The organism is Candidatus Vagococcus giribetii, assembly GCF_017316185.1.
In the GTDB taxonomy this organism is placed as follows: Bacteria; Bacillota; Bacilli; order Lactobacillales; family Vagococcaceae; genus Vagococcus; species Vagococcus giribetii.
Map to the genome: position 1 here is coordinate 25,058 of NZ_JAFLVX010000011.1, position 26,800 is coordinate 51,857.

General features: G+C 34.0%; 19 protein-coding genes. 6 read left to right on the plus strand and 13 right to left on the minus strand.

Annotated features, from left to right (window positions below; all coding sequences use genetic code 11):
- Positions 1–38 precede the first annotated feature (38 nt).
- Positions 39–1,544, minus strand: coding sequence for a glutamate/gamma-aminobutyrate family transporter YjeM (gene yjeM, locus DOK76_RS03375; RefSeq protein WP_206964997.1), 1,506 nt, complete (start codon positions 1,542–1,544; stop codon positions 39–41).
- A 238-nt stretch (positions 1,545–1,782) separates the two neighbouring features.
- Positions 1,783–2,973 (minus strand): coenzyme F420-0:L-glutamate ligase, encoded by a 1,191-nt coding sequence (locus tag DOK76_RS03380; RefSeq protein ID WP_206964998.1) that lies wholly within the window; start codon positions 2,971–2,973, stop codon positions 1,783–1,785.
- A gap of 119 nt (positions 2,974–3,092) precedes the next feature.
- Between DOK76_RS03380 and DOK76_RS03385 the strand changes: the two genes are divergently transcribed.
- Both DOK76_RS03385 and DOK76_RS03390 read left to right on the plus strand, forming a co-directional pair.
- Complete coding sequence (locus tag DOK76_RS03385; RefSeq protein WP_206965000.1) at positions 3,093–3,986, plus strand: LysR family transcriptional regulator; 894 nt, start codon at positions 3,093–3,095, stop codon at positions 3,984–3,986.
- A 95-nt stretch (positions 3,987–4,081) separates the two neighbouring features.
- A complete protein-coding gene (locus tag DOK76_RS03390; RefSeq protein ID WP_206965001.1) occupies positions 4,082–5,422 on the plus strand; it encodes an LPXTG cell wall anchor domain-containing protein in 1,341 nt (446 codons plus the stop codon).
- A 23-nt stretch (positions 5,423–5,445) separates the two neighbouring features.
- Here DOK76_RS03390 and DOK76_RS03395 read toward each other — a convergent pair whose 3' ends face one another.
- Positions 5,446–6,342 carry a LysR family transcriptional regulator gene (locus tag DOK76_RS03395; protein WP_206965003.1) on the minus strand — a complete coding sequence of 299 codons (897 nt, stop codon included), beginning with the start codon at positions 6,340–6,342 and terminating at the stop codon, positions 5,446–5,448.
- Positions 6,343–6,465: 123 nt separating this feature from the next.
- On the opposite strand from DOK76_RS03395, the gene DOK76_RS03400 reads away from it, so the two are divergent.
- Positions 6,466–7,848, plus strand: coding sequence for a pyridoxal phosphate-dependent decarboxylase family protein (locus DOK76_RS03400; protein WP_206965004.1), 1,383 nt, complete (start codon positions 6,466–6,468; stop codon positions 7,846–7,848).
- A gap of 62 nt (positions 7,849–7,910) precedes the next feature.
- Here DOK76_RS03400 and DOK76_RS03405 read toward each other — a convergent pair whose 3' ends face one another.
- The 3 genes from DOK76_RS03405 to DOK76_RS03415 all read right to left on the minus strand — a co-directional run bounded on the left by DOK76_RS03405 (position 7,911) and on the right by DOK76_RS03415 (position 11,694).
- Entirely contained in the window at positions 7,911–9,089 is a 1,179-nt protein-coding gene (locus tag DOK76_RS03405; RefSeq protein WP_206965005.1) for an iron-containing alcohol dehydrogenase, read from the minus strand.
- Positions 9,090–9,186: 97 nt separating this feature from the next.
- Positions 9,187–10,950, minus strand: a complete 1,764-nt coding sequence (recQ, locus tag DOK76_RS03410; RefSeq protein ID WP_206965006.1) for a DNA helicase RecQ — start codon at positions 10,948–10,950, stop codon at positions 9,187–9,189.
- Between the two features lie 96 nt (positions 10,951–11,046).
- A complete protein-coding gene (locus DOK76_RS03415) occupies positions 11,047–11,694 on the minus strand; it encodes a trimeric intracellular cation channel family protein (protein ID WP_206965007.1) in 648 nt (215 codons plus the stop codon).
- Positions 11,695–12,000: 306 nt separating this feature from the next.
- On the opposite strand from DOK76_RS03415, the gene DOK76_RS03420 reads away from it, so the two are divergent.
- Positions 12,001–13,338: a helix-turn-helix domain-containing protein gene (locus DOK76_RS03420; RefSeq protein WP_206965008.1), complete on the plus strand. Its 1,338-nt coding sequence runs from the start codon at positions 12,001–12,003 to the stop codon at positions 13,336–13,338.
- A gap of 43 nt (positions 13,339–13,381) precedes the next feature.
- On the plus strand, positions 13,382–14,806 hold the full coding sequence (locus DOK76_RS03425) for an AcpB/EbpR/MafR family transcriptional regulator (RefSeq protein ID WP_206965009.1): 1,425 nt from the start codon (positions 13,382–13,384) through the stop codon (positions 14,804–14,806).
- Between the two features lie 63 nt (positions 14,807–14,869).
- Here DOK76_RS03425 and DOK76_RS03430 read toward each other — a convergent pair whose 3' ends face one another.
- From DOK76_RS03430 to guaD, 5 genes are all read right to left on the minus strand, one after another.
- Positions 14,870–16,390, minus strand: a complete 1,521-nt coding sequence (locus tag DOK76_RS03430) for a SpaH/EbpB family LPXTG-anchored major pilin (protein ID WP_206965010.1) — start codon at positions 16,388–16,390, stop codon at positions 14,870–14,872.
- Entirely contained in the window at positions 16,371–17,459 is a 1,089-nt protein-coding gene (locus DOK76_RS03435) for a SpaA isopeptide-forming pilin-related protein (protein ID WP_206965011.1), read from the minus strand. Before DOK76_RS03435 ends, DOK76_RS03430 begins: the two co-directional genes overlap by 20 nt.
- Positions 17,460–17,462: 3 nt before the next feature.
- Positions 17,463–20,114 (minus strand): SpaA isopeptide-forming pilin-related protein, encoded by a 2,652-nt coding sequence (locus DOK76_RS03440; RefSeq protein ID WP_206965012.1) that lies wholly within the window; start codon positions 20,112–20,114, stop codon positions 17,463–17,465.
- Between the two features lie 331 nt (positions 20,115–20,445).
- A complete protein-coding gene (locus DOK76_RS03445) occupies positions 20,446–21,765 on the minus strand; it encodes a uracil-xanthine permease family protein (RefSeq protein ID WP_206965013.1) in 1,320 nt (439 codons plus the stop codon).
- 17 nt (positions 21,766–21,782) lie between these two features.
- Entirely contained in the window at positions 21,783–23,135 is a 1,353-nt protein-coding gene (guaD, locus tag DOK76_RS03450; RefSeq protein ID WP_206965014.1) for a guanine deaminase, read from the minus strand.
- A 311-nt stretch (positions 23,136–23,446) separates the two neighbouring features.
- Here guaD and DOK76_RS03455 point away from each other — a divergent pair, with 311 nt between their 5' ends.
- Positions 23,447–24,172 (plus strand): epoxyqueuosine reductase QueH, encoded by a 726-nt coding sequence (locus tag DOK76_RS03455; protein WP_206965015.1) that lies wholly within the window; start codon positions 23,447–23,449, stop codon positions 24,170–24,172.
- A gap of 222 nt (positions 24,173–24,394) precedes the next feature.
- Here DOK76_RS03455 and DOK76_RS03460 read toward each other — a convergent pair whose 3' ends face one another.
- Positions 24,395–25,582, minus strand: coding sequence for a class C sortase (locus tag DOK76_RS03460; protein WP_206965016.1), 1,188 nt, complete (start codon positions 25,580–25,582; stop codon positions 24,395–24,397).
- Positions 25,579–26,751: a class C sortase gene (locus tag DOK76_RS03465; protein ID WP_206965017.1), complete on the minus strand. Its 1,173-nt coding sequence runs from the start codon at positions 26,749–26,751 to the stop codon at positions 25,579–25,581. The genes DOK76_RS03460 and DOK76_RS03465 overlap by 4 nt, the downstream gene beginning before the upstream one ends.
- Positions 26,752–26,800 lie beyond the last annotated feature (49 nt).

Here is a 26,800-nt window from a genome sequence, read left to right on the forward strand (position 1 = left end):
TGAGTTTAACAACTTACGTCATAGTCCTTTATTATTTTTTACTTAATACCCATTTTCTTTTCGTATCGGTTATAGAGATACAAAGCAACTCCACCGAAGAAAATTGGCCCTATAATAGAAAAGAATGTTTCTGTGTAGCGACCATGTAAGGCTGGTTCGATAATCGTAAAGACGTTAGCAAACCCAATGACAAATGTCACCATCACAACGATCCATTTATAATGCGTGTTTGATTTGTAAATAACGAAAGGCTTATTAATTGATTCGTTTTTCTTGAATCCGTAAAAGGCGATGACAATAAACATATAAGGAATACTTACTGCAACGTTAGTCATTGAAATAATAATTTCAAAGAATTCTTTCGCTCCTTTACCACCAAATGATACAAATAAAATAATAGCAATAACGACTGCTGCTTGAACATACATCGCATAAACAGGTAACCCGTTTTTTGTTTTTGTCCATTTTTTAGGCCAAATTTCTTTAGGTGTTCCTTCAATTAACTGTTTAAGTGGTGAAAAAGCTAAAGTAAAGAAAGATCCTGTTAAGGCTAAGAACATTGAGATTCCAATGTAGCGACCCATCCAGACACCAATTTCCATGGCCACTGATTCAGATAAGTTTAATGCTAGTCCTAATTGATATCCCATGTTGTTCATTGCTACATAGGCTACGTTTCCAAGTGTGATGTCCGCTGATGAGAACTGTGTAAAGGCAAAAGTCCAGTTAGTAAAAATACCCATAACAAAGATTCCGATTCCGTATCCAACAGTTATCACAATTGCTGAAATTTTAATCCCTTTAGGGAAGTTAACTTCCGCATTTTCTGTCTCGTCTACTAGCCCACCGATAATCTCTAAGCCACCATAAGCAAAAATAGCAAACACTAGAAAACTAAAAACAGAAATCATTGACCCATAATCTGGGTTTGGCGAGTGAACAAAACCACTCATTGTAACAGGTTCGGCCATTTGACCATTATTTAAAAACAAAATAACAATGCCGACAAAAATTAATACCACATTCAGTAAGGCAACAGCCACACCACCCACATTGGTTACTTTCTCAATTTTATCTAGTCCTTTACTAGAAACGAAAGTAATAAACAAAATCCAAAGGACTCCTAAAACCCCTAAACTTTGTACACTGTCTAGTCCAAAAAACGACCACTGTTGGGTTTTATCTACCCCAAAAATTCCGTTTGATAATGGAATCCAGATGGAAATTCCTGTACTTACCATCCAAATAATATTGGACGCATACCACATCACTGTTCCAACAAAAGAAAACTTGGGATTGACAGATTCTGCCATCCACGAGTAAATCCCTCCCTTTCTGTCTTTAAATGCTGCCCCAAACTCCGATAGCATAAAAGCAAAGGGTAAGAAGAACGTAATCGCAGCTAGCACATACCAGATAATAGATGCATACCCCATTAAATAGTAAGCCCTAACAATGTTGGCAAATCCGAATACTGATGTAAAAATCATCAGTATTAAGGCCGTTAGCGACAATTTCTTCTTGTTATTCTGTTGATCATCCATTTTGATAACTCCTCAATTTTTTTGTTATTCTATCCACTTATTTTTTACAAGAATAACTCTAGTTACATTTTAGAATAGTTTTGCCTCTAGAATCCTCATGTGATACTTTTTTCAGTTGATTCTAATCATATCTTTATAAACTCCTCATGGAGAATTTCCTATGTCTACCATTCTACTTTAACTAAAAAAGAACAATCCCAGATGATTGTTCTTTCTATATAAATCAATTGATGACAACTTATTTTGTGAAGTTATCGAAATAACCTTGAATAAAGACAATTGGTGTTCCTTTATCGCCACTACCTGATGTTAAATCGGCTAATGAACCAATTAAGTCTGTTAACTGACGAGGCGTTGTTCCTTGCGCTTCCATTGAGCCAGTTAAATCTTCAGCTTTTTCGTTAATATGTTTTTTAATTGCCGCTTCTAAATCTGCTCCACGTAAGTCAGAGAAGTTATTATCAGCTAAGTATTTAAGTTTAACTTCGTTAGGTGTTCCTTCTAAGCCAGATGTGAAAGCTGGAGAAACAACTGGATCAGCTAATTCCCAAATTTTTCCAACTGGATCTTTGAACGCTCCATCGCCATAAACCATAACTTCAACTAATTTACCTGTTTCTTCGTTAATTAATTCTTGAATTTTCTCAACAACTGGTTGGCAATTTCTTGGGAAGAGTTTAACCCCTTCTTCAGTTGATTTGTTTGATCCTAATAAACCATAGTTTTCATTAAAACCACTTCCGTCTACTGATTCAGATAAAATATCATCTAATGTATAGACTTTTTCAGCACCGTTGTTTTCTAAAATACGTTTTGTACGGTAACGTGTATGAATATCACATGTTAAGACATTTTTTGTATAATCTAAAATTGTTTTAGGTTTTTGAGAGAAGATAACTTCACACTCAGCGCCTTCAGCAACAATTAATTCTTTATAGTATTCAATGTAATCAACACCTGTAAAGGTATGTTTGCTGTAGCCAAATAACTCTCTAAATTCACTTTCAGTTAATGTATCTGTCCAAGGGTTGATACCTTTTTCATCTAAAGCGTCTAAAGAAACGATGTGGTTACCCACTTCATCTGATGGATAGCTCATCATTAAAACAACTTTTTTAGTGCCTCGTGCAATCCCTTTTAACAGGTTAGAAAAACGATTACGACTAAAGATTGGGAAGATAACACCTACTGTTGACTCACCAAATTTACTTGTTACGTCTTTTGCGATTTGATCGATTGACGCATAGTTACCTTGTGCTCTTGCCACGATTGATTCTGTCACAGCAATAATATCTTTATCTTGAATAGTAAATCCTTCTGCTTTTGATGCATTTAAAACACTCTCAACTACGATTGTTTCAATGCTGTCACCTTCGTTAATAATGGGACAACGTAAACCTCTTGTCACTGTTCCTACTGTGCGTTCCAATAAAGCTCGCTCCTTTATGCCACTTGTGCATTCTTTAAATTTTATACCCTTGTACTATACATGGTTTTATGATATAAGTAAAATTAATATATTCTATATCAGTCATAAGGAGAATTTATATGGTTAACAAACTTGATTTATACCAAGTTTTTTATGAAGTATCACAACACAAAAGCTTCTCAAAAGCAGCTAAAAGTCTGTATTTAACACAACCTGCTGTCAGTCAATCTATCTCACAACTAGAAACAGAACTAGATGTGCGACTCTTTAACCGAACACCTCAAGGAGTTATGCTAACAGAGGAAGGTAAACTTTTATACGATTACGTTCACTCGGCTCTCAATTTACTCAACTCTGGAGAGAATAAAATGGAAGAATTTAAAAATCTTCAAGGTGGAAAAATTGCTATCGGTGTTGGAGACACAATTTCTCGCTATTTTTTACTTCCTTATTTAGAGAGTTTTCACCAGGATTACCCGGATATTTCCTTTAAATTAGTCAACGGAACCACATTTGAGCTCATTGAAACCTTAAAACAAGGAAAAATTGATATTGCTATTTGTCATTTTCCTGTGGAAGATGATCGTTTAGAAAAAATTGTTTGTAAACATATCCAAGACACCTTTGTTTATGGTAGTAAGTTTGAAGGCGAATTTGATCAGCCAACACCTATTGAAAAAGTTTTAAAATACCCCATTATTTGTTTGGATCAAGATTCTATTTCAAGACATTTCATGGATAACTTATTAAGCGAAAAAAAACTTTCTCTCAATCCTGAATTTGAATTAGGCTCTCATGATTTACTTTTAGATTTTGCTAAGATAAATCTGGGCGTTGCCTGCGTCACCAAAGAATTCTCTCTTTCTTATATTGAGCAAGGCTTACTAAAAGAAGTTACCTTAACAGAAAAGATTCCAAAGCGAAGTATTGGTATTTGTTATTTGAAAAATGTATCTCTTTCTCTTGCTACGCAAAAATTCGTGGATATTATTAATACAAGTCAATCATTTTAAGGATTAATCGACTCTTCAAAAATATATTTAACTTTTTATTATTTCAGTGTATAATAAATATGAGATCTACTGATTATACAAAAGGAGCGATATTTATGAAAAAACATAGCACGCGTTTTACTCTTTTCACCCTTTTATGTGTGCCGTTCTTAATGGCTAGTGCCACACTAGTTCACGGAGAAGAAATAGAATCAACAGAGGCAACTACTGAGATTGTTGCAACTGAAGAAACAACTGAAAGTTCTACCCCTCTATTAACAGAAAAAGAAGATACATCAGAAGTAGTGGCATTTGATAAAATTGCTTTATCATTAAAAACAAATACTTATAAAGCTACAGTTGATGAAAAAGGTAAAATTGAGTTAGCTAACAAGCAAGATGATGCCTTTAAAAAGGTTGCTATTACAGGCGAATTCAAACCATTCGAAAACAAATCAATTACGGTTGAAAAAGATGGGACATTTAAAGCCTTAAAAGAAACAAAAAATGAAAAAATAACTCTTGAGTATGTTCTTTCTGAAGAAACTCAAAAAAAATTAAAAGAAATTTATCCTGATGAAGATTTCTCAAAACCATTCAAAACAGAAGAAATCACTCTTAACTTCACTAAAAAAGAAGAACCTAAAAAAGAAAAAGTGGCTATTCCTTTAGAAGTTGTTGGTGGCTCTTTAAAAGCAGTTGAAGGTAAAGTTGAAGTAAAAGTGACAAATGGAGAAACAGTTACAGGTACTTTTAAACCAATGGAAGAAAAAGACAATGAACCATTCTCAATCGATAAAGATGGTAATTATAAAATTGGTAAAAAAGCTCGCTACGAGAAATTAAATCAAAAAGTAACCTTTAATTTAAGTCAAGCATCAATTGATAAGTTAGCAACACAGGATGCTTATAAAGATAAAGAAATCGAACCATCTTCTGAAGTAACACTTACAAAAAAAGCACAAAAAGATATTGTCCTTCAATTTAAGAACAAACGTATTGATACAACAGTTGGTGGTCAAGGTCGTTTATTATTAGAAGATACTATTGATGGTTTAAAACTAAGTGATGAAGAAATGACAAACATTCGTTTTGCTCCACTAACAAGCAATGAGTTTTTATCAATTGATGAATTAGGAAACTGGAAAGCTTTAAAACAAGGCTCTGGTCCATTAATTCCTGCAGTAAATTTAGATAAAACAACCCTTGCTAAATTAGAAGAAAAAAATACCGATTATGATTTAAATATTATTGCTGAAGAAATTAATGTTTCTATTAAAGCCTCTGGTGCTGGCGGTAGTGGTAGTGGCAGTAACAACAAACAATATGCACCTGTTAAAAATCTACCACAAACAGGTGAGGAAAAATTACGTTTTGCCGGAATCATTGGTGTCGTTGTCATTGGTTTAGCAGTCGTTTTATTCCTTGTTAAAAAGAACAAAAATAAAGAAGAATAACTAAAAAGGCTAGCCTAATAAGGTTAGCCTTTTTTTTGATTAAAAAAATCATGAATTTTCTCCGTAAACAGCTGCATGACTGACAGACTTTGTTTATTTTTATGTTGAATCAATTGTATCTGAATATTAGAAGTTGGAACAGGATAAGCAACCTTCTCTAATTCCTTTGCATGATAATTTTCATCAATCACAAAGACAGGTAAAAATGATAGCCCGTAACCTTGACTAACCAAATCAATAATAATATCAGGGTTTGAAATTTCTAGTTTAGGAATTAAAGTCAGGTTTTCATTTGCCAACATACCTTCAAGCTCATTTCGATAACTAGCCCCTCCTTGAGTTAAGATAAAGGAATGGGAGATAATCTCCTTTAAGTTCGGTATGTTAGGTAAACTTCTAACAACTTGCTTACTCCCCACAAAAGCACTCTCTTCTACTCTTTCAAATAATTTAATCCACTCTCTTCCGTAAATTGGATAATCAAGAGTTAGCATCAAGTCTATTTCATGATTCTTTAATTGTTTTTGCAAACTTTTGGTAGTCCCAATCGTCACAACTGTATGCACTTCTGGGTATTCTTGATGCATCTCTAATAAGATACTTGTCAAAATCGTTGTCGCAAGAGACTCCACTGTCCCTATTCGTAATTCACCTGAGATGACTTCTCGGGTTTTAATTTTCATCATGGCCGCCTCAGCTTGATTAATTAAACCCATGGCGTCTTCTAAAAAAAGACTACCAGACTCAGACAAATACACTTTTCTCCCAATTCTTTCAAATAGTTTGACCCCTAGCTCTTTTTCAAGTTGTTGGATATGAATTGTCACAGCTGATTGAGAATAACCCAAAGCTTCTGCTGCATTTGAAAAATTAAGTAGCTGAGCCACTTTGATAAATGACTTTAACTGAACAAATTCCATTGAGTTCACCTTTTCAAATTAATATTTTTAATAGTAATCATCAAAATGTTGAATTATTAAAATACTAACTCCATGCTACACTAAAGATAAGTACTAAGCAACTTATCGTTTGGGGGATTAATAATGGAAATCAAAGACTACATGAAACAATTTATTGATGATTATTACGAAGAAAATGAAGATTTAAGAAGCAAAAAAACGATTGAATTAATTGAACACAATGATTTTAGTGAGTTGTCAGAATTAGATATTTTATCAACTGGTCGCAATGTTGAAGACATGATTCAGGTCTTACAAGAAAAAGTTTATCCGAATCGTTTAATTGGAGAGCACCCAAGAAACTTTGCCTTCATACCTGCTCCAATTGAGGAAATCTCAAAGTTAGGTGATTTAATTAATCTAATGCACAATCCTAATGCTTGTGGCTGGTATCCAAGCTCTGGAACAGCTACGATTGAGCATTCACTAATCAACTGGCTTTGTCAACAAGCTGGCTATACAGAAGACGGTACTGGTATTTTTGTTTCAGGAGGTTCTACAGCTAATTTAACAGCTGCAATCGCTGCCCGAGACGGACTATTGACACCTGAAGAAATTCCTTTTGGGGTAGCCTATATCTCAAATCAAGCACATCATAGCATCAATAAAGCTCTTCATGTTGTAGGTATTCCTGAAAGTCGCATTCGTCGAATTAAAACAGATGCCCTTCTAAAAATTGATCCTATTGCGTTAGAAGAACAAATCAAGTTAGACAAAGAAAAAGGCTTAAAACCTTTTATTATTATGGCTACTGCTGGTACAACTAATGCCGGCGTTATTGACCCACTTGCTGAAATTGCAGATGTGGCAAAAAGAAATCAAGTTTGGTTCCATGTTGACGGTGCATTCGGAGCTTCCCTTCTGTTATCTAAAAGTTATTCTCATTTACTTAAAGGGATTGAAGAAGCTGATAGCATTACTTGGGACGCTCACAAATGGTTATTCCAAACTTATTCATGTGCCATGTTACTTGTCAAACACCGTAGTAGTTTACTTAATAGCTTTAGCGAACAACCTGAGTATTTAGAAGACGCTCACCAAGCAGACCGCACTGATTTCTGGGACTTGGGTATTGAGTTATCTCGTCCAGCTCGTGGCGTGAAACTTTGGTTAACTCTTCAAACACTTGGAACAGAAAAAATTGGTGAACAAATTGATGCTGGTGTCAAACTAGCTGAGTTTACGCAATCTGTCATTGAAGGAAATCCTCTTTTTGAAGTTATTACCCCTGCTCAAGCAGGTATCATTAATTTTAGATATCAAAAAGAAGGTCTTGATACAGAAACACTAAATCACATCAACACAAAAATTTCTGAAAAAATGATTGCGACAGGTTTCTCTCAAGTTATTACCACTAAACTAAACGGCATGGTCGTTCTTAGAATGTGTACCATCTCACCTAATACAACACATCAAGATATTGAAGAAACCATTGAGAGATTATCTGATTTCGCCAAGGACAATTAAAATATTCTATAAATAAAAAAACTCAATTGATATAAACTAACGTATATCAATTGAGTTTTTTATTAAAATGTCATTTCTTCAAGAGACGCTTTAAAAATAGTTAAAACATCCTCTTTCGCTAATGGAGCAAAAGGAACACTTCCTGCTGGACGATGAGCAACAGCTTGTTCTGCCATTTCTTCTAATAAGCTATCATCAATTCCCACTTCACCTAAAGTCATTGGAATTCCCCAAGCTTTAAAGCTATCATATGTTAATTTAATAGCTTTTTCTGCCATAATTTTTGATGATTCTTTTGGTAAATCAAACACACGACGACCAAATTCAGCAAATTTACCAGCTGTTTCATCACTTAAAACATGAGCCATCCATCTTGGTGTAATAATCGCTAGACCAATACCATGAGTAATATCGTAATAAGCACTTAACTCATGCTCCATTCCGTGACATGACCAGCTACCGTCTTTTCCAGATCCAGTTAAACCATTTAAAGCTAGTGAACTTGCCCACATCAGGTTAGCACGTGCTTCATAGTTTGATGGGTCTTTTAATACAATTGGAGTATAGTGATACACAGTTCGCATTAACCCTTCGGCAATACCATCTTGAACCATCGTATCATTTGTTTTATTAAAGTAATTTTCAAATAAATGACTTAAAATATCTGCTGAACCTGCCATTGTTTGGTATGACGGAACAGAAAATGTATAAGTTGGATCTAAGATAGAAGCTTTTGGTATCACAAATCGAGAGCCAAAACTTAATTTTTCTTTTGTTTCTAAGTTAGTTATTACTGAGCCTCCATTCATTTCTGAACCTGTTGCAGCAATGGTTAGAATACTAACAATAGGTAATGCCTCTTTTACTAACCCACTATTTGCTGTAAAATCCCATGGATTCCCATCATAAAAACGCGCAGCAGCTACAGCTTTAGCACAGTCAATCGTAGAGCCTCCACCTACAGCTAAAATCACGTCAATATTATTTTCACGGCACAATTGTGCTCCTTTTATAACTGTATCTAGTCTCGGGTTTGGTTCAACACCTGATAATTCTACCACATTAAATTCATTATTTAATTCTTGATAGATGGCATCATAGACACCATTTTTCTTAATACTCCCACCACCATATGTTAGCAACACATTATTTCCGTGTTCTTTTAGCAATCGAGATAGTTTGTTGATTTGACCTTCACCAAAAAAGATTGATGTTGGTGCTTGAAAATTAAAATTTTTCATTCGATTGAAACTCCCTTCAACTTTTCTAATCCCATTTTCTGATGAAAGACATCACCTGTCAACAAATTAATAACAATTCTTATTGAACTCTTCTATTCTATTTGTTTGACTCATTATGTCTTTTTATCGTTGTCATAAATAACTCACCGTACTTATCCAATTTGTTTTGACCTACGCCTTTTATCTGTAGAAATTCTAACGAATTATTTGGCTGTTTCTCGACCATCTCTTTTAAAGTCTGATCAGAGAAAATCACATAAGGTGGTAAATTCTTTTCATCAGCTAAATCTGAGCGTAGCTCTCTTAACTTATTAAATAACTCATCATCTTCAACAATTTGTTTAACTATCAGTTGTTTTCGCCACACTTTTTTCTTTCCTAATAAAACATCAATACCTGTTGGGGACAGAGAGAGCAATGGAAATTGACCTTTTGATGCTAAAAGGTACTCTTCAGCTGTCAAGAAATCAATCAATTGAATCACTTCTTTTAGGCTCCATTCTTTCATCAAGCCATAAGTAGATAATTGTTCAAATTTCCACTGCAAAACTTTTTGATCTTTCGATCCAGTCAAAACTTTACCTACCAATGATTTCCCAAAGGATTCATTCATACGCTTCACACAAGACAATACTTTTTGAGCTTCAACAGTAATATCAACGGATTCTCTTGTGTCCAAACAATTACTACAGCGATCACAATCAACACCTTCTTCTCCAAAATACCGCAAAATAAATCGTTGTAAACACCCTTCTGTGTGGGCGTATTGAGTCATTTCGCGTAATTTTAAATACTCACTTTGTTGATACGTAATATCCGCCTCTGACTGCTCAATGAAGTACTGCTGGATTTGGGCATCTTTAGGACTAAAAAGTAACACGGCTTCACTATCTAGTCCGTCTCGTCCAGCACGTCCTGCCTCTTGATAATAAGATTCAAGATTTCCTGGCATTTGAGCATGAATCACAAATCGCACATTACTTTTATTGATTCCCATACCAAAAGCATTAGTAGCGATAATCACATCAATTCGGTCATAAGAAAAAGCTTCTTGATTATCTATACGAGCTTGCTCTGACATCCCCGCATGATACATTCCGACTGACAATTTTTGATGAGAAGCTAAACGATACAATCGCTCCACTTCTTTTCGAGTACTTGCATAAATGATTCCCGATTGCCCTTTATTTGTCTTTAAGTATTCTAATAAATACACATCAGTTTGATCCTTCATCACTCTAAAAGACAGATTTTCCCGAGCAAAGCCTGTTTGAATGACATGCTCATCAGGAATTGATAATAAATCACAAATATCTTTTGCGACTTCAGGTGTTGCTGTTGCCGTTAAGGCGATTATTCGTGGTCGTGGGTAAAACCCTTGAATGGTTTCAGCTAATTTTAAGTAGCTTGGTCTAAAATCATGTCCCCACTGTGAAATACAGTGAGCTTCATCGACTGCTATCAAATCAACTCGTACATGACGAAGAAGTTCTAAAAAATCTGCTGTTTCAAGTCGTTCAGGAGCTACATAAAGTAATTTCACTTCTCCCCTAGCTACTTCACCTAATCGTTGTTTAATTTCTGGATAGGTTAACGTACTATTGATGTAGCTAGCTGCTATGCCCATATCATTTAAGGCATCTACTTGATCTTTCATTAATGAAATTAAAGGTGAGACAACAATCGTTAGTCCATCCAGTAGCAAAGCTGGTAATTGGTAACAGATTGATTTCCCTCCTCCAGTTGGCATAATGCCTAGAGAATCTTTTTCTAACATAATATTTTGAATTATTTCTGCTTGGCCTGTTCTAAAAGACTTATAGCCAAAGGTATTTTCTAAAACTGACAATAGTTGATTCATTCTATCCCTCTACTTCCTTGGGTCTATTATAACTGAAAAGAAACAAAACTTCTTCCTTCAAATAAAAAATGAGTAACAAGGTAAGTAGATAACCTGTTACTCATTTTCATTCATATTTCGTTTGATAGATGGTATACCTTGTTTAATAAATATAGAGGACTTAGGTAAATTCCAATTGTATGTTAATCCAGCTAACCTTAATACAATAGTTAAACCAATAATGATTAAATAAAAAGAAGGATGAACTGGTTTTGTGTAGTAAATGACTACCGCAATTAAGATAGACCAACTACCGTATACTTCAGCACATAGAACACTTGGCTTTTTACCAGCAAGTAAATCACGAATAACGCCTCCACCTGTTCCAGTTAGAATAGCAGCCACGACAGCAGGACCTAAATGATGAAATGCCTCCATGCCATACATAGCTCCAGAAATACTAAAAGCGGCTAGACCTATGGCATCTGAAGTGATTTCTAATTTTTTCCACTTTGTTGCTTTATCTGGGAATAAATAAACAAGTAAAATAGTGCCAAAAGAAACGTAAAATAAATTTGTTTGCTCCCAAAAAATGGACATAGGTAAATCAAGCATCAGATTTCGCAAGACTCCCCCACCAAACGCTGTTACTAATCCTAATACAGTAATACCTAACATATCATAATGCTCTTCAATGGCGACAATCGCTCCTGATAATGAGAAAGCAACAGTGCCAATAATACTTGTAATCATTAATATATCCATAAAACTTTCACCTCTTACGGCCGATTTATTCTAATATCATCATATCGGACGACTATCAAATTTTCGTCATATTTTCTATTGATTTGTTGACCGTTAATAATGTATCAAAAAAGAGGTCTCATTGTCTAGTCCATTTTTCTAAAAAATAACAAAACATTGTTTTTTTATACTACCTTTAGCCTATAAAACAAGATGTTCATTTATTAATCGATAATCATAATAAATATATTAAATGTTGGTTATTTTGTGTTTTTTTACAAATAATGTTATATAATTGAATTATATTTTCAAGAGGATGTGTTCACATTGGATAACATTTTGGAAGATAAACTCCAGCGTAAATTACAATTGATTAATTTATTAACCACTTCAGAAGAAAAACAGACAATCGACTCACTTTCGACGAAGTTAGATATTTCCAAACCTACGATTCAACGAGATATTGATTATTTAAATAAACATTTTAACAATCACTTTTCAATTACGCTAGAATCAAATGAATACTATATTGATCAAATGAATAAAGATGAAATGACTTATCTACAGTTTTTAATTATTAAAGATTCTTTGAATCTAAAACTACTCACCACCTTCTTGCTACACCCCTTCGAAAAAATAAAATTCTATTCGAGCAAACTTCAAATTAGTTCTTCAAACATTTACAAAATGATTAAACATATCAATACGTCACTCGACGCATACCAAATTGAAATCAAAAATGTTAACAGTAAATACTTTTTGAACGCTCACTCAGAAATTACTTTAAGAAGACTCTTTTCAATTTGTTTAATTGAAATAAACTATTATCAAATTGACAACTTTGAAGAATCAGTTGAGGTCATGGCTATTATTGATAAGTTAGACAATAACTTATTCAATGATATGTCCTTAATAAGAACTTACTATACAGCGTTTATCTATTTATCTCACCTCAGAGAAACCCAAGGATTTCACTTAGAAAATGGGCTAATCAAGAAAGAGAGTGATTATGATCCGACTCAGATAATCATTGATAGTCTAACAACAAGTCCTTTTTTAAATGACCCTATGTTTTATAGTCGTAGATTATATCGACTTAAAGAATTTTTAGACGCCACTATCCCAGACTCTCAAAAATCTGAGATACTGTATGTTTTGATTTTGCATATTTACCACAATGAATGTTCTGATCAAGTTCCATGTTCTATTTTTATTAGTAGATTAAACAATTTTTATTCCTCTTTAGTAAAAAAAGAGTATTTGAATCAACCTGTTGAGGAGATTATTACTATTTTTTCCAATATTCTTAACTTAGATTTAAAGGAATACAAAGTTTTTTTAAGCTATTTTTTAGTCGTCTATTTCCCAGAAATTTTAGGGAAAAGACAAAAACCAACTGTTTTTGTCTACAGTAAATTATCAACTTCCCATGCTTATTTTCTACAAAAAATTTTAACCAGACAATTTGAAAACTTTTATGAATTCATCATTGTGAAAGATCATTTTTTTATTCTAGAAAATCAAAACAATCATCTTTTTGTAACAAATGATGGTTACTTCAAATCAGAAAATAATTTTATTATTAATGATTATCCTAAAAAAATTGATTTGATTAATTTAGGAAACAAGTTAACACAGTTCCATCAAGCTAAATTAACGCAATAAATATTATAGATACCACTTTTATTTTATCGAGGAGAAATGTACTATGTTTAAAATTTTAGATAATTTTTCAGAGAGGCTCCATCGCCTTTCTGATATTTTACTAACATCTGATGGTAAAACTGACATCAAAACTGTTCTTGGTTTATTAGATATTTCTGAAAAAACACTGCGTGAAGATATTACATTTATCAACGAGAACTGGGGTTATATTTTTCAAATTGATATTTCTGACACTGGGGAAATCAGTGCTCCTAGAATTTCAATTAGCAGTTTTTCTAAACTACAGCCAAAAATATTAATCAACTCAGTCTCTATTAAATTTTTTAAAACCCTATTTTTTCATCCCTATCAGAAAATAGGTTTTTACACGGAACAGCTACACATTAGTACATCAACCTTTTACAAATACCTACATCTTTTAAACGAGAGAATGGCATCTTATAATATCGAAATCAAAAATGAACAATCCAACTATTTTATTTACAGTAAAAAAGAAATGAGCGTTCGACAGTTTGTTGCTATCTTCTTTTTAGAAGTATCTGGTTATTCAACAAAACTTTTTTTAGAAAATCAAAAGAATCGCTTACTAAGAAATAGAATCATAGATAACTATTCCTTTAATAATGAATCCACCACACAGGTGAATATTGCCTTTTATTCAAAGATGTATCTAATTTCTCTTGAAAGAGAGTCACAAGGATTTCACATCGATGATGCCTCAAGCTTCATCGGTAAAACAGTACCTTTAACATCTGAAGAAACTGCTTTGTTTAGTCAATTTTATCCTAATTTGACTATGACTCATATTAAATCTATTGAAGAGTCTATTTTATCCTTACGACATAGTTTAAATGGTTACATAGATAGTCATTTAGAAAAAACGATTCCATTTTTCTTAGAGTCTATTTTTGATAATTTCCAGCTTGATAAAAGCAGAGAAGAGTTTTCTTTCTTGTTAACCTATATCAAAGATCTTTATATCAACAAGTTATTTGTAGGAGTTCCATACTTTTTGATTCATAACAATTATGCTTATTTTTCTCATGAAGCTAGAAAGAATAACAAGTGGACTATCTCTGAGATTACCTTTTTAGTCGCTGATCTCTCAATCAATACTGGACAAGATTTTTCGGAATACTTACATCACATTATTTTTATGTTAGTCACTCAATTACCTGAAATCATGGAAAACAAGTATCGACAACACGTCCTAATTGTCAGTGAAAATTCAAAAAAGCATGCTGAATTTCTATTGAGATGTATCAAAGGGGAGCTAACAACTGAGTCTATCTCATTTGACCATGTTCACTGCATCGATGAGGCGTCTATAGAGACCGTTGATATCAATCTCTATTCGTTAATCATCACAAACTCTACTTCTATTCATCAAAATTATAAAGCTATCCTCGTTAATAGCTTCCCATCTGATTATGACATCGATGTTATAAAAAAATATATTCTGGATTAAGAAACAAAGCTAAAAAGACATTCATTTTTGAAATGAATGTCTTTTCTATCTCTTTTTTAGTTTCTATACTTCTACTTCAGTATGTGTACGACGGTACCAAACGAAGGCTCCAGTCATTAGTAAACTACCAATCACAAGGAATAAGTAAATACCACTACCTCCTGTTGATGGTAAAATACCTTTTTTAACGTTTTTAACGTCTAGGAATACTGTTGCATAATCTCCTTTAATCACTTCAAACTTAACAGGTTTTTCAAGTTTAGCATAACCTGTTGGAGCTTCCGTTTCAATTAAAGCATATGTTTGTCCTGCCTCTAATTTTTCTGAATATTCCAATCCATTAATTTTAACGAGACCGTCATTATCAGATACATAAATACTTTCTGTTGGTTTTTCAGTCTTCCATTCGTATTTACCATCTGCATAGTATGCATAAGCAACAATATTATCATCTTTATCTAACTTCACTAAATCAAATTTAGCTCCAGCTAATGTTTTACCACTATTGTTGTCGACTTTTTTAAATTGTTTACCACCCGTATAGATATCTGGACCTACTGTTGGTGGATCAGTTGGATCTTCTGGTTCTCCAGTTACATCTGTCCCTACTTCAACATTAGCCGTGTTATTAGCACCAAAATCAATCTGTATATCTTCTGTTAAAATCGCTTTATACGTAATACCAAGGCGTTTTCCTGCAAGAGCTAGTACTTTTTCTGACTTAGTATCTAAGCTTAAAACAAAGCCATCTCCTTTTGCCTCTACAGTGTAATCAACACCTTTTTCTAAACCAGGTATCTCAATAGTATCAACTAATACTTTCATTCCAGCACTTGGAGTATCAATGATACGGTAAAATGCTTTGTCTGAAAGATTCCAAGGAAGTAACGCTGATAATCCGTACTCAAATGGCTTACCAATCTCGATATTGTTAATAACTTCCCCATTAATCGTTATTTCAAGTTCTTTTTTAGTTTCCTCAGTCAAATCTTTTTCTAGCATTTTGTCTCGCTCATTCTTTGGATAAATATGAACATTTTTGTTAACATCGTTTGTGCCTACTAAGTAAATTGGCATTGTGACAACAATTGGAGCTGCTTTTTCTTTGATGTTAGCTGCTGAGTTTGTTTCGACAAATAGATAAGTCGCATACTCTTTTCCTTTTTTCATTGCCAAGTCAGCAAATGGTGCCATACCAGCAGCATCAGTTACCATCGTTTTAACAGAATCACCTAACTTAACAGCTTCATTATAGTTTTTTGCTAAGTCAACAATTGTTTTAGTTGCTTCTTCAGCAGAAGAACCCGCTTTTAACAATTCGATAAATTTATCTGTAATATCGAATGCTTCAAAGGTCACACCCTCTAATGGCTCCCCTCCGTACTGATTCATATCTAATTCTTCACCCGTATTTTCAATGACAGGAATTTTTCCTGCATCAAAAACTTGTTTATGCAAGATAACATCTACTTTTTCAATAGCGTCATCTCCTTCTGCTGCCTCAACTTTTAGCGAAAAGCTACTTGTGACGATTGGTACTAATAAGACTAATAAAGATATTAACTTAATAATTTTCTTTTTCATTTTTTCTCTCCCTTTCTTTATTCCTTTTTATGTAAAAAAATGTTATCACCATAATAAGTAAGCCAATACCTGATACTTTCCATGCTGCTTCACCTGTTTTAGGCAAATCAACTAAAGGTGGTTTTGGAGGTTTCGGGTCCTTGGGAACTTTAGGATCTTTTGGTTTATCAGTAGGTTTATTTAAAATTCTCGGCTCTCCTAAATCCGTAATGTTGTGAGGCAACTCCCCTGCTTGCATTGGATACAGTGTCTCTCCATTCAACAACATAACCAACCCATTTGCTGTTTCTTTTATTTCTAGTAAAATTTCTTTAGATGTTTGAGATATCTCATAACCTGTTGGCGCTCTTGTTTCTTCAAAGTAATAGGTTCCGACCCCTAAATCTAAATCTGGTAGTTGAACCAATCCCTTAGCGTCTGATATAAACTGCCAACCTTCTTTACCAGTTGCTCGTTTCCCCCAATTAATAGGATCAACAGTTAGTAAATACTCTTTCTCATCAAATGCATTTTTTCTATAAAATGCAAATTCAGCATCTTTTAATGGCTGTTGATTTGTGCCACTACTGTATTTAAAGAAATAAGGTGTCTGTATCATAAATACTCGTTTCGTTTCGACTATTAAATAATTACTTTCCACATCATCTAAGGATAGAAAGATCGGAAACGATGTGTAATACTTCAAATGCTTCTCATTCAGATAATCAGGTACATTTTGGACGATAACATAATACATTTTTTCTTTTTTCTCATTGTATTTTTGTAAAGTAAATGTATCTGTTAACGTATGGCTGATGAGTATTTCCTTTATCTTTTCCATTCCATTGTGCTTTAGCCAGTTTTTAGTCTGCTCAATAGACATCTCATATCCTTTTTTTAACGCATAATCATACTCTTCATACGTAAGACCAAATATAGAAAAACGTGTTCCTACCTCTGATTCTGTATCATAGGAAAGCTCAATTGTTACGCTCTCACTAGTATCGTCAAGACCTTCTGCATACGAAGGAGTCATCAAGCCAAACCAACAGGCACTAAGTAGGACAATTCCCAAAAAAAATTTTTTCATCTGTCACCACCCCTTCCTTCTACGATACAAAGCATAGGCAGATAGGATTAATGAAACCGATAGCAATAGTACAGCAACTGGTTGAATCGTAAACGTTCCCCTACCACCTGTTTCAGGTAATATGCCTCCAGGCGGTATTGGCTCATTTTTTACTAGAAACTCAAATTGATTATTCACAACATCATAAGTGACATACTCTGAATTAGCATCGGTCACTGTGACATCACCATATTTATCAATAGTAAACAAGACTTCAATAGATAGTTTTTGATAATTCTCAGGCGCTTTAGTTTCTACTAAACGATAATCTCCACTAGCTAGTTCTTCAAACATAATCACACCTGACTGATTACTTATCTTGGTTTCAATCAATTCTTCTTTACCATTTTTGATAGAATATAGTGCAAATTCTGCATCTGGTAGTAGTGTCTTTCCATCAATATCTGTTTTCACTAATTTAATAGGCGTTTTTCTGATTACCTCAACCTCTGTTGTCGGCTTCTCAGGCTCATCTGGTTTTTCAGGATCTGTGACAATCGCCGTATTCAGAATTTTTCCTTCTGGCGCTTTTACTTTGACTCTTACTTTAAAGGTGATTAATGCACTTTCATTGCCTTTTAATGTCGGAATTGTAACATCTAGTTTGTTATTGACAATTCCTCCTAAATTTACCCCATTTAGAAAAACGTCCCCTATGGTTTCTAACTCATTTGGTATATCATCTACTACTCTAAGTTGTTTGATTGTACTGTCTGTCACTATATTATCAACCTTTATGGTGTAGGTAAATTCTTCCCCTGGTTTAAGTTTGTCTTTATCAGAAAGCTTGTTTGCTTCAAATTTTCCTTTAGGATAGTTCGTTAAGATAAAGGAGCCATCTGTATCTCTCTTAAGTGTTGACTCATATCCCTCAACTGGATACTCCTTGATTGTATACTCTATCTTTTTCCCATCATCATCATAAAAAGGCAGCTCTTTAAATACATGAGACAGCTCTCCTTTATTTAATGTGACCGTTGATACTTCTTGGTTGTTGGCTAATAAGGCAATCTTAATAGCTGGGTGATTCTCATTGTCACCCTTCCAAATCTTATCGACTTTAACTTCTGTTGTCTTACGGTGTTTAACAGCTGGAACTGCAAAATCAATTGCATAATTTGGATCCTTATCTAATAAATAAGTTCGGTTATTAGTTGGATAGAAACGTCCTTCTTGATATGGCTCTTTTAATGTCACTTGATAAGTCACCCGGTAACCTTGAGCTTTATCAAAATCTCCTTTTAGTGTTAAATTTTTAACATTTATTTCATTATCATAAATGTCTACAAGAGCTTCTTTAGCATACTTCTCAGCATTTTGATCTGTTGTACTTAATGAATGAATCGTATTTTTATCTAAAGTTAATTGATAAGTCTTAACAGAATCTTGATCTAACTCAACAAAATCACTCATAGGATCAACAATTGTTGCTTCTGTTATGGATGAGAGAGAATTCATGATATGATCTTGAATACTTTGAAGCGCTTCTTTCAAGTCAGCTTCAACATTATTAACAACTGTGTAACGTCCATCAGGTCCTAATGCTTGAAGAACTCGATTATTTGGAAAACCAACTAAATCAGAACCAATTCCAATTGAATACTTGTAAGCTGAAGGTACCGAGTTATATTTTCTTCCAATAAAGTTTTCTAATCCAGTTACACTACTTGGTGGTTGCGTCCCGTTACCATAATAGTACGATTGAGGAAGAGAAAATCTTATTCCATTTTGAGTGTGATTTTCAATTCCTGTATAAACTCTTTTATTAAATGCTGGCTCATAAACACCATCAAATGTTGGACCACCATCTGTGATGTAAATCAAATACTTATTAGCATCGGCTCGAACACCAAGACTAGGTTGAGTCAAAAGAACAACTCCTGCTTCCACCCCAACAAATGTTGGGGTTCCACCTGCTGGATTCACTGATAACAATTGATTATTCTTAACGTATTGTGTATTACCAGTAAAGAAACTACCATCTTGATGCTGGCCTAGATCAAAATAAGGATAATTACCTCCCCATTGTGAGTAAGAAGCAAACGAACTCAACGCATAACGAGTATCATAGATAGTTTGAGGAAAATTATCAACAAAATAGGAAATAGATTTTTTTAAAGCTGTCCATCTTGTATCCGTTGAGTTAATCCATTCATTCATACTTCCTGATTTATCGATTACAAAAGCAATATCGATTGGACTCTTTGTTTCCCTAAAACCACTGAGGACATCTAAAGTTACTTCAAATTTAGTCGGATCATCTGTTGGTTTTACTATTTTTTTTGCATAAACGTCCATTTGCCCTGTCTTATCTCGGTACGCATGATAGCCTGAGTCAAACACTTCCATTGAAGATGCCACACTTTTCGTATAAGGATAGTAAGGATACCTTGTATTTGTGAAATCAAAATTCTTTACCGTGTCCTTTTCTGTCACTCCTTGATAAATATGTGTCCCATTAGTTGGATATAGACCACCACGATTACCATCTTGGGTATATTCAAAAAGTGTGCGTTCCTCCATTAAAGAGGTATTGGCGCTAGCTATAACAGAGGTAAAGAGATTTATGATGACAACTAAAATCAGGACTATCCCAAACTTCTTCTTATCTTTCATAACAATCTCCTTTCCAAATAAATTTTCAAAAAACATCGATTCTTACTTAAGACTTATTCTTATCTATATTTTACAACGTTCGCATGGTTTGAAATGTTTCTGTTTTTCCATTTTCTAGACAATAAAGATAATTTTATAAGTTCTTTTTGATCTTTTTATTAGACTTTTCACATTTTTTATCGTTCTCGTTTCAAATAATATCCTTTATTAAAAATAAAATATTTCTTTTTTTATCTTTAAATAAAACTTTCTCTAAATAATACGTGACAATAAACCCATGAAAACACAAAAAAACCAGCTAACTTGTAATAAGTTAACTGGCTGTAATTTGTTATTTAGCTTCACTTGGAAGTATTTTATTTAATACCATTGCTGCAATAGAAGCTGTAGCAATCGGTGAACTGAATAAATATTGTAAAAAGTTCGGTAATGTTTGAATGAATTCTTTTGGAATTAAAATAAGTCCTAAAGCAATAATCATCGGAATAGAGATAACGTACATCTCTTTTTCACCAATAGGTACTTCCTTAATCACTTGCATCCCACTGATTGCGATAATACCACAAACAACTACAAACACACCACCAATAACTGCAGATGGAATTGAGGAAATTAATGTCGCTAATTTTCCTGAAAAACCAAAAACGATAAACCAAACACCGGCAGCTGCAAAAACACGACGACTCGCAACTCCTGTAATAGTAATAATACCTGCATTAGTTGAGTATCCTGTTACTGGTGTTGAGCCCACTAAAGCAGAAATCAAACAGCTAATACCTTCTCCAATAACGCCTTTGTTGATTGTTTCATCTGTTAAAGGAGTCTCAGTCACGTTACTAATAGCAAACCAAGTACCTGTTGTTTCAGCTAAAAGAACCATATAAATAATAATCATCGTAATAATAGAAGAAAGTTCAAAATGTAGTCCACCACCTGTAATCGCTAATTTAGGTAGAGTGAACAACGACGCGTTCTTAACAGCACTTAAATCCAGAACTCCAATGAACTGTGCTGTGATACAGCCAACTAATAAAGCCATAATGACTGAAGAAACTCTGAACCAACGTCCTTTATTAGGAAATTTAGAACCAATCATTGTACAGGCAATTAAAGTCACCGATGTCACTGTGGCAAGTAATAAATTATCAGTAATCTCACCTGGAGCACCAAATACATTACTTGTTAAAGCTGTTGGCATTAACGATAAACCAACCACATAGATAATCGTTCCACCTACTATAGGTGGGACTAAATAATTCACTAACTTATGAAATGTTCCCGTTAAACCAAGTAGAATCACAACAATCGCACCGATTAAACTAGCTCCTAGGACTGTACTCCAACCATTTCCCCCTGCTTCATTAGCAAAGTAAATACCTGCGATAGCTCCAATAGGAATAAATGAAGGTCCTTGAGCAATAGGAATCTTCATGAAAATAAAGGTTTGAATAATTGTTCCAATACCTGCTGCTAAAAAGGTCGCTTGGATTAACCCAGCACTAGCTTCTGTAGTTAATCCGATGGCTGAAGCAATAATAAATGGCACCACGTAAACATCCATGGCTAAAACATGTTGAATTCCTAATAAAATTGATTGTGACAGTGAAAGTGGCTCGTCCACGCCAACTGTTAAGTGACTTTTTTGACTCATTGTTTGTCGTTCTCCCCTTATTGTTTATAAACTAATTGATCTTGCACCCAAACTTCTCTAATTTGCTCAGGTTTCATTAAATAGATCAACTTTTGAAATGTTTCTTCTAATGTTTCTATACCGAAAATAGGTAAATGCTCCGTTGAGACTACTTGAATGTCCCAAGAATATCCTTCTTTTAATTCACCAATTGGTAATGATAATGCTTTTCCTCCACCACTTGTTGCTAAGTAGAAGGCTTCATTTAACGTGATATTACTTCCCGATACACCTCTATTTTCAGGCGCTTGTTCAAAATCAACACCATCATTTAACATTCGAGATGACATGACTGCTTGTTTCATATTGTCATAAAGACTCGGTGAAAAACCACCTGAAATATCTGTCCCTAAGCCAACATCAACTTGAAAATCATGGAGTAATTGTTTAACTCGCGTAACTGTATTTCCAAAATAAGCATTTGAAATAGGACAATGAGCAACTGCAGTTCCTGTTTCTCTAAAAGTAGTCGCGTCGTCATCAGATAAAAAGCCACAGTGAGCCATGACCGACTTATCTGTTAATAGACCAAACTCCTTTAAGCTATGCGTGTCACTTTGACCAAATTTATCATAGACAAATTGATGAGCCCAATCACTCTCACTACAATGAGATTGCACATGAACATCGTACTTTTGAGCTAAGTCTCCTAACCCACGTAGTCCCTCTTCTGTACAACTTGGAATAAAACGCGGTGTGACAACTGGATAAACACCTTGTTTCGTGTGTTTTGATAATTCTTTAATCTCTTTAATAAAATCTTCTGTATCTTTTAAAGCCTTTTCCGTTGAACTATCGCGGTAATAATCAGGATTGGCCTCTGGGTCGTCCATCACCACTTTCCCCACTAAGCCTCGTTGTCCCTTAGTTGCACATACTTCAGCTAGTACTAAATTAGCCTTTTTATGAATCGTTCCAAAGTAAAGAACAGTCGTTGTTCCTAAGGATAAAAGCTCATCGACTAAATGTTCATACACTTGTTTAGCAAACGTCACATCTCCATATTTTGCTTCTAAAGGAAATGTATAAGTATTTAACCAGTCATATAAGGGTTTGTCTAAAGCCAAACCTGATTGTGGCCATTGAGGAGCATGAACATGTAAATCTATAAATCCAGGTAAAATAAAGTGCCCTTTAGGAATTTCAGTGTAATGAGTTGTTTCTTGATACTCAACCAAAGTAGCCTCATATATATCATCTGTTGGTGCAATAAGCTTTTCAATTAACCCTTCTTGATTTAAACAAAAGAGATAATCTTCAAGTATGGCAACCTCAGTTATGGATTGACTTGTAAAAGCTGTCCCTTTCACAACTTTGTAAAAACCGAACATTAAAAAACCTTCTTTCTTCATCGTACGCATATAATACCAGTTTTCATCTGATGTTTCTAGTCCTATTTCCTTTTTTTCAAAATAAAAAGCCTAGTTCCATATCATTTTTTCTCCGATGGTAAGTAGCTCCTATAGCATCACCTTTTTTGAATAACTCTACTTTATTTGTGCTCAAGCACAAATAGCTGACAGGACCAATGTAGCTATCTATCAATTCATCCTTTGTTGATAATGAGCAGGTAAATACTCTATAATAAAATTAAGGTGTATAAAGAAAGTATAGAAATTTTTGGGGAGTTGAGGAGTTACCGATGGCAATAAATGTAAATGATATATTGAGTAGGTTATCACCTAATCAAAAAGTAAATTATGATAAAACCTTGAGTAAAATGATTGAAGAATGGGAGAAATCAGCTACCAAACCTACGATCTTATTACATAGTTGTTGTGCCCCTTGTAGCACTTATACGTTAGAGTACATGACAAAATTTGCTGATATCACCATTTATTTTGCTAACTCCAATATTCATCCAAGAGAAGAATATCAAAGACGTTTATTAGTACAACAAAAATTTGTAGCGGATTTTAATGAACTAACTAATCAACAAGTTGGTTTTTTAGCTGGAGAATACGAGCCAAGTAAATTCGTTCGTATGGTGAAGGAAAAAGAACTTACAGAAGAAAGAGAAGGTGGTAAACGCTGTAGTGCATGCTTCAATATGCGACTAGATTTAGTAGCAGAAAAAGCTCAAGAACTAGGATTTGATTATTTTGGCAGTGCTCTAACGATTTCACCTAAAAAAAATAGTCAGTTAATCAATCAGATAGGGATGGATATCCAAAAATTTTATGATGTAAACTATCTACCTAGTGATTTCAAAAAGAATAAAGGTTACGAGCGTTCTATTGAGATGTGTAAAGAATATAATATTTATCGTCAATGTTACTGTGGCTGTATTTTTGCTGCCAAGCAACAAGGTGTTGACTTGAAACAAGTGACTAAAAAAGCTCGTCAGTTTTTAAAAGAGGAAAGCTAATGTAAATGATTATAAAAAAAACACCCACTTAATTGTATAGCAACCCCCAAAAGCTAGATTTTTCGGTCTAACTTTTAGAGGTCGCTATAGGATAATCGGGGTGTTTTTATTTTATTTATGACTCAAATTTTGATAAAACAAATAGAAAAAGCAATAATCAATCAAAATCGCTACTATATTGATTAATACATAAAACTATATCAACAGAGAAGATTAGTTGCGCTAAGAATGCTGACTTTTAACTTCTCCTCTTTTACTCGACTTTTTAATTAATTTCACATAAATTCGTTTTTTACGATAGCGTGAGCTTGCAACTGCATCATTTGATTTTAGCCATTCCATTTTATCGTTAGTTACTTTCTTAATACCAAATTGACCTAATTTTTGTATCGACTGTTCTTCAAGAGCAATATCATATACATCACCTGGTAAGTTAGTAATCACTACCTTACCTTTTTCTGAACTAACTGGTATTAGTAACTGTCCATCTCTTCTTAAAGGTTGTTTTTTACCTTTACGATAAACTAAAAATGATTGACCTATAATAGGTTGATTTTTCTTATCCCTTAAATAGAAAGTAAAGTCATAACGCCTTCTTTGTAGTAAAAATCTCTTGATTAATCGGTATAGTAGATACAGGGAAGCTATCAAACCTAAGATAATTAAAACAAGGGTTCCGATTTGTTGCCACTGACGAGTTTTTTCACTTTTTTTAACTTGATCGTTAATCACTTTGGTCATCTCTGTTCGCTTTCCAGTCACTATTAAACGATGACTGTTAATCATATAAGGCGTACAAGTTAATAAAGAAACCAGATCTTCTTCCGGTTGTAACTTAATGATGTCTGTTTCTTCTGGTTTGAGCGTTTTTGTGTCAATAACTTCATAAGCATAAGTCTTTCCTAGAGAATCAACGACAAAGACGTCCCCAATGGCTAATTTATCAAGGTTACGAAATAGTTGTCGTTCTGCTAGTCCTCTATGAGCTGAAATAACAGAATGACTACCTACCTCACCTGTAGGCATAGATGTCCCTGGTAAAACTCCTGCTCCATTTTCTAAGATTTGATTCGTTATCGTGTCATATAATGGAGTCGTCATGTTAATTTTAGGAATCGTCACAGAACCAATCAGATGGTTATTCAGTGCCACAGGAGCTGTTGCTTGTTGTTTGGCATCAAAAGGATCATGCTCAATGACAATACCATTAACTCGGAGTTTTTCATTGCTTTGTTTCATTTTTTCTTCGAGTTTTTCTTGGTCATCAGCCATCTTTTGAGCCATATCTTTCATTCGATATTGATCCACCAAATAGTTTATTCCATTACTGTAAAATGGATAAGTAAAAATTAAACCACCAATAATAAAGATTAGGGTTAAAAAAATCTGTTGTCCAGTTCTTTTTGTCATATTCTTCTTTTCCCCTGACTTTCTTTAATACTTACCATAGTTGATGATTTTGGACTAAGTTTCACTCGGAAACGTCGATCAGTTGGTCGTTTCACCCAACATTTAATAACAATCGGCTCTTTCTTGCCTGAGTCAGTCGCTACTAACCAGTAATGTCCGCCACGAATCCCCTTCATGACTACTTTACCTCGACTATTACTCGTTCCTTTAATACGTCGTTTTCCTCTTTTTACCTTATGACGTTTTGAACGATCCATTAAAACAAAGGTTTTATTCTTTAGAGGCTTACCATTTTTGTAGCAAGTAAAGCTAATACGATACCTCTTTCTCATTATCATATAGTTCAAGTATTGACGATACATAACTGCGATTAATAAGCCAATCAATAAGGCAATAAGTAAACCATAAAACGCAAGGAGGCGTTTATTCTTTTGATCAATTTGCTTATCTGCTCTCTTGACTTCTTGTAGGTTAATCGGCACTCGCTTTCCTCTCACCAGTAAGCGGTGAGTATTTACCATATAAGGTGTACACGTCACTAATGTTAAATAATCCTTATCTTTCTCCACATTCAAATCATCTAATTGATCAGGTAATACCACTTTAATCTGATCTACTTCATAAGCAAGGGTCTCACCTAAGACTTTAAGATAGATTTTATCCCCTTCAACAACATCTTTTAAATCAGTAAATAGCTTTTTATTAGGTAACCCCGTATGTCCCGTTAGGACAGCATGAGTACCTTTACCACCAGATGGATAGGAGGCTCCTGGCAACAGAGTGACACCTTCTTGAAGAAAAGAGGGTGTTGTCACATCAAAAATAGGTAATTCACTATTGATTTTAGGAATACTGATTGAGCCAATTAAATGTTTCTTAATCTCTGCCAAACCTAGTTGGCTACTTTGATCCACCTCATCAAACAAATCTTCTTCTAGTTTCATACCTAAATGAGGATTCTTTTTGATCTCTTCCTCTCGTCTTTTTTTCTCTGCGAGTTGTACCTCTTCCTCTTGTTTCGTCTGTTGTTGCAGTGCTTCAATTCGGTGCTTATCAACTTGTGTATTGATAATATTGGCTACAAAGGGATACAAAAAGATTAATGCTCCTAATACAAACGTTAGTGTAATAGCAATTTTTAGCCAAATACCTGTTTTATCTGATTTCATGTTGCCACCTCCTTTTAATCAACTAAATAGTCAAAAAGACTGAAACTAT